At 65.1% G+C, this 11743-nt stretch carries 11 protein-coding genes; 7 read left to right on the plus strand and 4 right to left on the minus strand.

Annotated features, from left to right (window positions below):
• Positions 1-109: 109 nt before the first annotated feature.
• Positions 110-1519, plus strand: a complete 1410-nt coding sequence (locus HU760_RS10705; RefSeq protein ID WP_186677250.1) for an amino acid permease — start codon at positions 110-112, stop codon at positions 1517-1519.
• 3 nt (positions 1520-1522) lie between these two features.
• On the opposite strand, the gene HU760_RS10710 is transcribed toward HU760_RS10705, so the two are convergent.
• The gene (locus HU760_RS10710; protein ID WP_186677480.1) at positions 1523-1696 is read right to left on the minus strand and encodes a hypothetical protein; all 174 of its coding nucleotides are present in this window, start codon (positions 1694-1696) and stop codon (positions 1523-1525) included.
• Between the two features lie 90 nt (positions 1697-1786).
• Between HU760_RS10710 and tam the strand changes: the two genes are divergently transcribed.
• Complete coding sequence (gene tam / locus HU760_RS10715) at positions 1787-2563, plus strand: trans-aconitate 2-methyltransferase (RefSeq protein WP_186677248.1); 777 nt, start codon at positions 1787-1789, stop codon at positions 2561-2563.
• Here tam and HU760_RS10720 read toward each other — a convergent pair.
• Positions 2553-2924: a DUF2784 domain-containing protein gene (locus HU760_RS10720; RefSeq protein ID WP_186677246.1), complete on the minus strand. Its 372-nt coding sequence runs from the start codon at positions 2922-2924 to the stop codon at positions 2553-2555. The two genes, tam and HU760_RS10720, sit on opposite strands and share 11 nt — an antisense overlap.
• A gap of 55 nt (positions 2925-2979) precedes the next feature.
• Positions 2980-3849 carry a LysR substrate-binding domain-containing protein gene (locus tag HU760_RS10725; RefSeq protein ID WP_186677244.1) on the minus strand — a complete coding sequence of 290 codons (870 nt, stop codon included), beginning with the start codon at positions 3847-3849 and terminating at the stop codon, positions 2980-2982.
• 244 nt (positions 3850-4093) lie between these two features.
• On the opposite strand from HU760_RS10725, the gene HU760_RS10730 reads away from it, so the two are divergent.
• From HU760_RS10730 to HU760_RS10750, 5 genes are all read left to right on the plus strand, one after another.
• On the plus strand, positions 4094-5410 hold the full coding sequence (locus tag HU760_RS10730; protein WP_186677227.1) for an MFS transporter: 1317 nt from the start codon (positions 4094-4096) through the stop codon (positions 5408-5410).
• 15 nt (positions 5411-5425) lie between these two features.
• The gene (locus tag HU760_RS10735) at positions 5426-6817 is read left to right on the plus strand and encodes an FAD-dependent oxidoreductase (RefSeq protein WP_186677226.1); all 1392 of its coding nucleotides are present in this window, start codon (positions 5426-5428) and stop codon (positions 6815-6817) included.
• A 97-nt stretch (positions 6818-6914) separates the two neighbouring features.
• Positions 6915-7625, plus strand: a complete 711-nt coding sequence (locus HU760_RS10740; protein ID WP_186677210.1) for a YebC/PmpR family DNA-binding transcriptional regulator — start codon at positions 6915-6917, stop codon at positions 7623-7625.
• Between the two features lie 55 nt (positions 7626-7680).
• Entirely contained in the window at positions 7681-8625 is a 945-nt protein-coding gene (locus HU760_RS10745) for a LysR family transcriptional regulator (protein ID WP_186677207.1), read from the plus strand.
• A 118-nt stretch (positions 8626-8743) separates the two neighbouring features.
• Positions 8744-10156: a DOPA decarboxylase gene (locus HU760_RS10750; protein ID WP_186677206.1), complete on the plus strand. Its 1413-nt coding sequence runs from the start codon at positions 8744-8746 to the stop codon at positions 10154-10156.
• A gap of 35 nt (positions 10157-10191) precedes the next feature.
• Here the strand turns inward: HU760_RS10750 and HU760_RS10755 are convergent, their stop codons facing one another.
• Entirely contained in the window at positions 10192-11565 is a 1374-nt protein-coding gene (locus tag HU760_RS10755) for an MFS transporter (protein WP_186677205.1), read from the minus strand.
• Positions 11566-11743: the final 178 nt, after the last annotated feature.

Raw genomic sequence — 11743 nt, forward strand, 5'->3', positions numbered from 1 at the left:
GTTCATCACACCATCCTGCGCGCATTAGCACTGATGTACAGGTGAAACCGCCAGCCATCGGGGTTTCACGGATTTCCTTGGATAAAAAGAAGCACGGGGTACACAACTGATGGACGCAACATCCACAACCACCACCGCGAAAAGCGGGCACGAGAGCAAACTCAGTGCCTCGCTCAAGTCGCGCCACCTGACGATGATGTCGATCGCCGGGGTTATCGGCGGCGCCTTGTTCGTCGGTTCCGGCAGCGTGATCCACAGCGCCGGCCCAGCCGCTGTCCTGGCCTACCTGGCAGGCGGCATCCTGGTGGTACTGATCATGCGCATGCTGGGTGAAATGGCGACTTCCTCGCCGGACACCGGTTCGTTCTCCACCTACGCCGACCGTGCCATCGGCCGTTGGGCCGGTTTCACCATCGGCTGGCTGTACTGGTGGTACTGGGTCATCCTCATGGCCTGGGAGGCCTATGTGGCGGGCAAGATCCTGCACGGTTTCTTCCCCGATGTCAGCGTCAACGTGTTCGTGCTGGCCACGACCCTGTTGCTGATCACCGTCAACTTCTTCAACGTCAAGCACTACGGTGAATTCGAGTTCTGGTTCGCCTTGATCAAGGTGATCGCGATCGTCTGCTTCCTGATCGTGTGTACTGCGGCTGTGCTGAACATCTGGCAGTTCGGTGAAGTGCGGGGCATCAGCCACCTCACTGCCGAAGGCTTCATGCCCAATGGCATCACCACCGTGATTGGTGCCTTGCTCGGGGTGATGTTCGCCTTCCTCGGCGCGGAAATCGTCACCATTGCCGCAGCCGAAGCCAAGGACCCGGCCACGCAGATCGTCAAGGCGACCAACTCGGTGGTCTGGCGTGTGTGCCTGTTCTACGTCGGCTCGATCTTCCTGATCGTCTGCCTGGTACCGTGGAACGACCCGCAGCTGGGCGTTTCCGGCTATGGCGCCTATCGCCGCACCCTGGAACTGCTGGGCGTGCCGTACGCCGAGCTGCTGATGAACTTCGTGGTGCTGACCTCGGTGAGCAGCTGCCTGATCTCGGGCCACTACACCGCTTCGCGCATGCTGTTCTCCCTGGCCCAGCGTGGCGACGCGCCGTCGTTCTTCAAGATCACCCGCGCCGGTACCGGTGTACCGGTGTATGCGATCATGGGTTCGTGCGCCGTGGCCATCTTCTGTGCGCTGATCAACTTCAGCGAGACCCTGCGCCCGAAGGACGTGCTGGAAACCCTGATGAATACCACCGGCATGATCGCCCTGCTGGTGTATCTGGTGATTGCCTTCTCGCAGCTGCGCATGCGCCGCAAGCTGATTGCCGAAGGCAAGGAAGTACGCCTGAAGATGTGGCTGTTCCCATGGCTGACCTACCTGGTGATCGCCTTCATCGTCGCCGCCCTGGTGACCATGGCTTTCATGCCTGACTACCAGATCCTGGTCATCTCCACCGGTATCGCTGCGGCAATCGTGGTGGCGATGGGTGTGGTGCACCAGATCCGTTCCGGCAAGCAGCACTAAGCGTCACTCGCTGGGCGAAACGGCCGGCTCCCTTGAGGACCCGGCCGTTTCGCGTTGTTGGGCATGGTTTTTTTCCGCTGGCATGTGAAAGCGCTGGTTCATCCACGGCGAGCCGAGCAGGGCAGCGGTGGCGACCAGGGCCAGGATGGCAAGGGTCAGGTAAGTCTTCATGCGCATGCAAGGAATGACCTGCAACCAGGTCAGCCAGTTCCGCTTGTCGACAGATAGCAATATGCTGACCCCACTATTCGCCAGAAGGAGTTGCCCATGGCCTGGTCCGCCAACCAGTATTCCCTGTTCGAAGATGAGCGTACCCGCGCCGTGCGCGACCTGCTTGGCGCCGTGCCGCCACGCCCGGTGCGCCACGCTACCGACCTGGGCTGCGGCCCCGGCAATTCCACCGAGGTGCTGCTGCAACGTTACCCGGACGCCCAGGTGACCGCGCTGGACAGCGACCCGGACATGATCGACAAGGCCCGCGAACGCAAGCGGCTGTGCATCCCCCGGGTGCGCACGCTGGTTGCCGACATCGCCGGCTGGTCCGCCGCCGAGCCCCAGGACCTTATCCTGGCCAATGCCTCGCTGCAATGGCTCCCGGACCATGCCTCACTGTACCCGCACCTGGTGCGCCAGCTGAGCGAAGGCGCCAGCCTGGCGGTGCAGACCCCGGACAACCTTGACGAACCGGCCCACCGGCAATTGCGCGAGATCGCCGGCCAAGGCCCTTGGGCAGCCAAATTCGCCGACTTCCAGCTGCCGCCGCGGCACAACGCGGCGTTCTACTATGACCTGCTCAGCCCGTTGTGCGCGCGTGTGGATGTGTGGCGCACCACCTATCACCACCCGTTGATGGGCGGCGCCGAAGCGGTGGTGGAGTGGTTCAAGGGCTCGGCGTTGAGGCCGTATCTGGCCAAGCTCGATGAACAGGAGCAGGCCGACTTCCTGCAGATGTACCTGCAGGCCATGCAGCGCGACTACCCACCGGCCAGCGATGGCAAGGTGCTGTTGCCGTTCCCGCGCCTGTTCGTGGTGGCTACCCGCTAGGGCGGCGCCAGCGCCAGGCCACGTATGCGTAGATGCCGAGGTTGAGCAGCAGCGCGACACTGCCCAGCAGCAGCTGTACCGACGGCGTAAGGCCAACGGGATAGATCAGCGGCCAGAGGTAATGTTCGACGAAACCGCCCTGATAACCGGCGTCACCGGCCGCATTGCGCATGTGGTTTTCCCAGGCAGTCAGCGGGCAGCCCAGGTGCAGGTATTCCACCGCCAGGCCCCAGGCCAGGGCCGGCAGGTGCAGCAGCAGGGCGGGGCGCCAGCGCAGCACCAGCAGGCCACCGAACAGCACCAGCAGGATGAAGGCCAGGTGCAGCAGCACCAGGGTGTCGGCGGCGAGGCGCAAGAGCATGGGGTGAGTGCCGAAGGAGTGAGTTACCCCAGCATAGTCGGGGCGCCTGTGCAGCTTACCGCGCTTGCTCAACCATCTGCAGGAAGGTCGCCACCACCCGTCGCGTGCGCTGCTCACGCAGGCACACCAAAGTCTCGGTCAGGTGCCGCTGGCAATCCACAATCGGCAGCGCGCATACCCGCGCATCCGCGCCAAACTCTGCTGCCGACACCACCCCAACGCCAATCCCCACCACCACTGCTTCACGGGCGGCTTCGCGGCCTTCCACCTGGATCGCCGGGCGAATCCGCAGGCCGGCCCGCTGCATCTCTTCCTCCAGCGTCTGCCGCGTCACCGAGCCGGGTTCGCGCAGTACCAGCGGCATATCGTCCAGGTCCGCCAGCCTGATCGAGCCACGGCTGGCCCACGGGTGCTGGTGCGCGACGAACGCCACCATCGGGTCGCGGCGCAGCGGCAGGCAATGCAGCCGCTCGTCGTCGACATCCCGGCCCAGCAGGGCCAGGTCGGCCTGGTAACTGAACAGCCGGGCCAGCGATTCATCGGTGTTGCCGGTCTCGATCTTCACCTGGATGCCCGGGTAGCGCCGGCAGAAGCGGGCGATCTGCGGCAGCACGTGCACCGGCGCATCCACTGCCAGCACCAGGCTGCCGGTGTGCAGGGCGCGCGAGTCCTGCAGCAGTTCATGGGCCTCGGCCTCGCAGGCGAACAGGCGCTGGCTGATGCCCAGCAGGCGCTCACCGAGGTCGGTGAGCTGCACCGAACGCTTGTTGCGGTGGAACAGCAAGACGCCGAAGCGCTCCTCCAGCTTGCGCACCTGGTCCGACACTGCGGGCTGGGTAAGAAACAGCTTTTCGGCGGCGCGGGTAAAGCTGCCGTGAACCGCCACGGCATGGAAGGCCTTGAGTTGTGCGTGGGAAACCGACATGACGACCTCGGTAACAAACTGGGCTTATGTGTGAAATACGATAAATCGATTTTATTTATCTTAGCGCAACTGTTTCCATGCATCTCAGCCCGACGCTGGCACCACAAGTGCCGCCAGGGCCATGGCCCCCACACGGCGCCATCTGACCCGATGACAGCCCCCGTCATCGCTGTGCGCAACACAAGAACAAGACAGGCGTTTCTTCACATTCTGCCGGCACACTTGAGCAAGAGGTCAGACTTAAATGAACCAGTCCCTAGCCACGTTGAAACGCTGGCGCATCCAGATTTTCGCCATCACCTGGCTGGCCTACGCCGCCTTTTACTTCACCCGCAAGGCCTTCTCGGTGGCCAAGCTGGGCATCGCCGAAGACCCGAATTTCATGCTCGACAAGGCCGCCATGGCCAACCTCGACGCCCTTTACCTGGCCGCCTATGCCGCGGGCCAGTTCACCTGGGGCATGCTTGCCGACCGCTTCGGCCCGCGCGTGGTGGTGCTCGGCGGCCTGCTGATTTCGGCAGGCGCTGCCGTGGTGATGGGCAGTTACGCCACCTTCCCGATCTTCGCCACCTGCATGCTGGTGCAGGGCCTGGCGCAATCCACCGGATGGGCCGGGTTGTGCAAGAACATCGGCAGTTTCTTCCCCGCGGTGCAGCGGGGGCGAGTGCTGGGCCTGTGGAGCTCCTGCTACGCCTTCGGTGGCCTGGTGGCCTCGCCGTTCGCCGGTTGGTGGGCCTATACCCTGGTCGGCACCTGGCACGCGGCGTTCTTCTCCAGCGCCGCAGTGGTGGCGCTGGTGGCGGTGCTGTTCTTCATCCTGCAGCGCAACAAGCCTGAAGACGTCGGCCTGCCGGCGGTCGAACCCGAACCACAGAGCATGGCCCCGAGCGGCAACCTGTGCAGCTTGTGGGCACCGCTGAAGGAAATCCTGCGCAACCGTACGGTGCTGACCCTGGGGCTTGCCTATTTCCTGTTGAAACCGGCGCGCTACGCCATCCTGCTGTGGGGGCCGGTGATTGTCTTCGAGCAGATGCCTTCGGTGGGCAAGGTGGGCGCAGCGATCATCCCCACGGCCTTCGAACTGGCCGGGCTGCTCGGGCCGATCCTGATCGGCCTGGCTTCGGACAAACTGTTCGGCGCCCGGCGCATGCCGGCCTGCGTGATCAGCCTGGTACTGCTGACCGTGACTCTGGCGGCATTCATGGCGGCCATGCACACCGGCAGTGTGATGCTGGTGGTGGCCTTGCTGTTCATCATGGGCCTGACCCTGTACGGGCCGGACTCGATGATCAGTGGCGCTGCGGCGATCGACTTCGGCACCGCCAAGGCCGGCGCCACCGCGGCAGGCTTCGTCAATGGCTGCGGTTCGGTAGGGGCTGTGCTGGGCGGGCTGCTACCGGGCTACTTCGACGGCGTCACGGTGTTCATCGTGTTTGCCGGCTGTGCGCTGTTCTCGGCACTGGTACTGCTGCCGCACTGGAACAGCCGCCCGGCCAGCGCCGCGCCGAGCGCCGACCTGGTACCTGACACCAGCATGGCAATCAAGCCATTGCGGACCTGAAAGGAAAGTGAGCAAATGAGACCCTTCTGGCTGCAACAAGCCCTGGATTCGGCACAAGAGACGGTGTGCCCGCCATTGCCTGGCGATGCCCGTTGCGATGTGTGCATCGTCGGTGGTGGCTACACCGGGCTGTGGACTGCGCTGATGCTCAAGGAGGCGCAGCCGGCCCTGGACATCGTGCTGATCGAGGCCGATATCTGCGGTGCCGGCGCCAGTGGGCGCAACGGTGGCTGCGCGTTGTCCTGGTCGGCCAAGTACTTCACCCTGGAGCGCCTGTTCGGCGTGGCCGAGGCGGTGCGCCTGGTGCGCGAGTCGGAGCGCAGTATCGGTGAGATCGGTGCGTTTTGTGCCGCCAATGGCATCGACTGCGACTATCGCCTGGACGGCACGCTGTACACCGCCACCAACGCGGCGCAGGTGGGGGCCAGCGACGCGGTGATCGACGCGCTGCAGCGCCAGGGCATCAATTCGTTCCGCCGCCTGCCGCTGGGCCAGGTGCAGCGCCTGGCGGGCTCGGCGCGGCACCTGGAGGGCTGGTTCTCGCCGGCCGCGGCCACGGTGCAGCCGGGCAAGCTGGTGCGCGGCCTGCGCCGGGTGGCCTTGCAGCGCGGAGTGCGCATTCATGAGGGCACGCCCATGACTGGCCTGGAGCACGGTGCCCCGGTACAGGTACGCACACCCCATGGCACGCTGCGCGCCGATCGCGTTGTGCTCGGCCTGAATGCCTGGATGGCGCGCGCCTTCCCGCAGTTCGAGCGCAGCGTGGCGATTGTTTCCAGCGACATGGTCATTACCGAGCCGTGCCCCGACCTGCTGCGCCAGATCGGCCTGGACAGCGGTATCAGCGTGCTCGACTCGCGCATCTTCGTGCATTACTACCACAACACCTCCGATGGCCGGCTGATGCTTGGCAAAGGCGGCAATACCTTCGCCTATGGCGGGCGCATGTTGCCGGTGTTCGACCAGCCCTCGCCATACCGGCCACTGCTACGCGAAAGCCTGGGCGGGTTCTTCCCGGCCCTGGCCGAGGTGCCGCTGGCGGCCAGCTGGAACGGGCCGTCGGACCGTTCGGTGACCGGTTTGCCGTTCTTTGGCCGGTTGCACGGGCAGGGCAACGTGTTCTACGGCTTCGGCTATTCGGGCAGCGGGGTCGGCCCGTGCCACATGGGCGGGCAGATCCTCTCGTCGCTGGCCCTGGGGCTGGACAACCCGTGGACGCGCTCGCCGCTGGTCCAGGGGCCGCTGGGGTGGTTCCCGCCCGAGCCGATCCGCTACCTCGGTTCGCTGCTGGTGCGCAATGCCATCCGCCGCAAGGAGCGCGCCGAAGACCACGGTTTGCGCCCGCGTCGGCTGGACGTGCGCCTGGCACGCTTTGCCGCGGCAGCGGGCAAAGCCGATAAAGGCTGACGAGATTTCTTGTCGATCGCATGCCTGAGGGCGTATAAACTGCACCCACTTTTGGCCGGTCGCTTCCTGAACCGGCCGCTGAAACAAGAGAGTCGACATGGGCGCACAGTGGAAAGCCAAACATAAAGAAGCCGCGGCCAACGCCAAGGGCAAGATCATGGGCAAGCTGTCCAAGGAGATCCAGATCGCCGCCAAGTCCGGCGCCGACCCTGACATGAACCCGCGCCTGCGCCTGGCCATCGAGCAGGCCAAGAAGGCCTCGATGACCCGCGAAACCCTGGAACGTGCCATCCGCAAGGGCGCGGGCCTGGATGGCGATGCCGTGCAGTACTCGGCGGTCAGCTACGAAGGCTTCGCCCCGCACCAGGTGCCGCTGATCGTCGAGTGCCTGACCGACAACGTCAACCGCACCGTCGCGCAGATCCGCGTGCTGTTCCGCAAGGGCCAGCTGGGCGCCAGCGGCTCGGTGGCCTGGGACTTCAACCACGTCGGCCTGATCGAAGCCACCGCCAACAGCGACGCCGACCCGGAGATGGCAGCCATCGAAGCCGGTGCCCAGGACTTCGAGGAAGGCGACGAAGAGGGTTCGACCCTGTTCATCACCGACACCACCGACCTGGATGCCGTGCAGAAGGCCCTGCCGGAACATGGCTTCACCGTGACCTCGGCGAAGATCGGCTACACCCCGAAGAACCCGGTGAGCGCAGCCAGCCTGAGTGCCGAGGCGCTGGCCGAGGTGGAAGCGTTCCTCGAGGCGATCGACGAAAACGATGATGTGCAGAACGTGTACGTCGGTTTGACTGACTGATCTGCGTACCCGGGCCGCTTTGCGGCCCCATCGCTGGCAAGCCAGGGGAGCCTGCATGAACCCCATCTTCGCCTCCCTCAGCCTCGCCCACCTGCGTACCCTCGACCACCTGCTGCAACTGAAGAACCTCAGCCACGCCGCCGAGCGCCTGGGCGTCAGCCAGTCCGCCCTGAGCCGGCAGCTGGCCCACCTGCGCGAAGCCTTCGACGACCCGCTGCTGGTGCGCCAGGGCCGTGGTTATGTGCTGAGCGAACACGCCGAAGCGTTGGTCGAACCGCTACGCCAGATACTCGAAGAGCTGCATGCCCTGCGCCAGCCCGCGGTGTTCGACCCGGCGCGTTGCGAGCGGCGCTTCTGCCTGGCCGCTTCGGACTACGTGGCCGAGCACATGCTGCCGCTGCTGGTGGTGGCGCTGGAGCGCGAAGCACCGGGCGTATCGCTGGAATACCGCACCTGGCAGGCCGGCCAGTACGCCTTGCTGGCCAGTGGCGAGATCGACCTGGCCACAACCTTGTTCGATGAGTCGCCTCCCAACCTGCACGGGCGCCTGCTGGGCGAGGACCGCGCCGTGTGCCTGATGCGCCACGACCACCCGCTGGCCGCCTGCGGCGCGCTCAGCCAGGCCGACTACCTGGCGTACAAGCATGTGCGGATTTCCGGCGGCGGCGACAAGGACAGCTTCATCGACCGCCACCTGCGTGCCCAGGGGCTGCAGCGGCGGGTCAGCCTGGAGGTGCCGTTCTTCTCCGCCACCGTGCAGGTGATCGCCAACAGCCAGGCTGTGGCCACCGTGCCCGAGCACATCGCCCGGCAATTGTGCCGTCTGCATCAGCTGGCCTGGCGGCCGCTGGGCTTCATCGATCACAGCCAGCGTTACTGGGTGGTGTGGCACCAGCGCCTGCAGGCCTCGGCCGAGCACCGCTGGCTGCGCAACCGGGTGTTCGAGTTGTGGCGCCAGTCGCAGTTCGGCGTGCAGGGCGGGCATGCGGGTTTGCCATAGCAGGTATGCGCGAAGCGGGGTTATTCACTGCGCGATAGCTGCCTAGACTGGGGGCATTGTGTTGCCTGTACCGGCCCTGTCGCCGGTACAGGCAGTAGATAAACCACAGGAGCGCCACGTGACCCCCGAACAATTCCGCCAGTACGGCCACCAGCTGATCGACCTGATCGCCGACTACCGCCAGAGTGTCGGCGAACGCCCGGTCATGGCCCAGGTCGAGCCCGGCTACCTCAAGGCCGCCTTGCCCGGCAGCGCCCCCCAGCAAGGCGAACCCTTCGCCGCGATCATCGACGACGTCAACCAGTTGCTCATGCCCGGCCTGTCTCACTGGCAACACCCGGATTTCTATGGCTACTTCCCCTCCAACGGCAGCCTGTCGTCGGTGCTCGGCGATTTCCTCAGCACCGGCCTGGGGGTACTCGGCCTGTCGTGGCAATCCAGCCCGGCCCTGAGCGAGCTGGAGGAAACCACCCTCGATTGGCTGCGCCAGCTGCTCGGCTTGTCCGAGCAGTGGAGCGGGGTGATCCAGGACACCGCCTCCACCAGCACCCTGGTGGCACTGATCTGTGCCCGTGAGCGCACCAGCGACTACGCCCTGGTGCGCGGCGGCCTGCAGGCCCAGGCCAGGCCGCTGATCGTCTACGTCAGTGCCCATGCCCACAGTTCGGTGGACAAGGCGGCGCTGCTGGCCGGCTTTGGCCGCGACAACATCCGCCTGATCCCGACCGACGAACACTACGCGCTGCGCCCGCAGGCATTGCAGGCAGCGATCGAGCAGGACCTGGCCGCTGGCAACCAGCCCTGCGCCGTGGTCGCCACCACCGGTACCACGGCCACTACAGCGCTCGACCCGCTGCGCCCGATCGGCGCGATCGCCCAGGCCCATGGCCTGTGGCTGCATGTGGATTCGGCCATGGCCGGCTCGGCGATGATCCTGCCGGAGTGCCGCTGGATGTGGGACGGTATCGAGCTGGCCGACTCGGTAGTGGTCAATGCGCACAAGTGGTTGGGCGTGGCTTTCGACTGCTCGATCTATTATGTGCGCAACCCGCAGCACCTGATCCGGGTGATGAGCACCAACCCCAGCTATCTGCAATCAGCGGTGGATGGCGAGGTGAAGAACCTGCGTGACTGGGGCATCCCGCTGGGCCGCCGGTTCCGGGCGTTGAAGCTGTGGTTCATGTTGCGTAGCGAGGGCGTTGAAGCGTTGCAGGCGCGTCTGCGGCGTGACCTGGGCAATGCCCAGTGGCTGGCCGCGCAGGTCAATGCGGCGGTGGACTGGGAAGTGCTGGCACCGGTGCCGTTGCAGACCTTGTGCATTCGCCATCGGCCAGCGGGGCTGGAGGGCGAAGCGCTGGATGCGCATACCAAGGGCTGGGCCGAGCGGCTGAATGCGTCCGGGGATGCCTATGTGACGCCGGCAATGCTGGATGGGCGCTGGATGGTGCGGGTGTCGATCGGGGCGTTGCCGACCGAGCGCGGGGACGTCGAGCGGTTGTGGCAGCGGTTGCAGGATGTGGTCGTAGGTTGAGATTGCCGGGGCCGCATTGCGGCCCCGGCGATCCATCAGTGGCTCACCGCCTGAAAGCTGCCTTTGCGGCTGGCTTCATACGCCGCTTTCTCCATCGGCTTGGCCTGCGGGTTGCCCAGGTCTTCCATCGACAAACGATGGGTTTCCGGGGCAATGTAGGCCGCCAGGGCGCACAGGCAAGTGATGAAGAACGCCAGCCCGCCGATCACCAGCGGGATGTTGTCCGAACCGGGCGGGGCGACCAGGGCGAACAGTGCCGGCAGCATGGCGGTCAGCATGGTGCCGATGTTCTGGGCGATGGCCATGGCCGACACGCGGTAGCGGGTCTGGAACAGTTCTGGGTAGAAGCTGGGGAACACCGCGTTGTAACCCTGGTAGACCATGCCCCACATGACGATCGAGGTGGCGAACGCCAGCGGTACGTTGTGGATGCTGATCGCATACAGGTAGACGAAGGCCAGCAGGCCCGAGCCCAGGCAGCCCGCGATCATGGTCGGGCGGCGGCCGATCTTGTCGGAGAGGTTGCCGACGAACGGAATCACCAGCACCGCGACGATGTTGCCGACGACCGGGATCCACAGGTACACGCTCTTGTCGAAGCCGATGCCATAGGCCGGCTGCACCGCATAGGCGGCACCAAAGATGGTGGCCACCACCGGAATCACGTTCATCAGGGCCATGAACATCACCAGCACCATGTGCTTCCAGCTGTGGCGGAAGGCCTCGCGGATCGGCGACTTGGCGACTTTGTCCTGCTTCTCTTCCTTCACGAAGGCCGGTGTTTCATGTACCTCCCTGCGGATGATGAAGCCGGCAACCAGCACGAAGGCGCTCATCAGGAACGGAATGCGCCAGCCCCAGTCATTGAAGGCCTCACTGGGCATGAAGTAGGCCAGGGGCAGGAACACCGCTGCTGCCAGTACCTGGCCGGCCTGCACGCCTTGCAGGGTGAAGCTGGCGAAGTAGCCTCTGCGGCCGAACGGCGCATGCTCCATGATCATCGAACTGGCACCGGAAATTTCCCCGGCCACGGCAAAGCCCTGGACCAGGCGCAGCACCACCAGCAGGGCCGGGGCGAGCAGGCCGATGTCATGGTAGGTGGGCAGCAGGCCCACGGCCATGGTCGACAGGCCCATCAGGAACATGCACAGCAGCAGGACGTTCTTGCGGCCGCGGGTGTCACCCCAGTGGCCCAGCACGAAGGCGCCGACCGGGCGCGCCAGGTAGCCCACGCCGTAGGTGGCCAGCGAGGCGATGATGGCCATTTTCGGGTCGGTGTTGGGGAAGAATATCTGCGGGAAAATCAGCGCAGCGGCCTGGGCGTAGATGAAAAAGTCGTAGTACTCGAGTGCCGAGCCTATCCATCCACTGGCGGTCGCTTTCTTGGCTTGCGAGCTGGAGTGAGCCATCGTTGTCTCCGTTGTTATTGTTGTTTGCGCAGGGTCGGCCATCGCTTTCGCAAGGGCAGGGGGGCAGCGGCCGGTGGGCCTGCGTTGTGGTTCATGTTGACCACGGGCCGGCGGTCTAGCAATTCGTCAGAACGGGTTTTGTGCGGTAATCGAACGCAAAACTAACCATTCCGTACAA

This window comes from Pseudomonas oryzicola, from assembly GCF_014269185.2.
GTDB classification, from domain to species: domain Bacteria; phylum Pseudomonadota; class Gammaproteobacteria; order Pseudomonadales; family Pseudomonadaceae; genus Aquipseudomonas; species Aquipseudomonas oryzicola.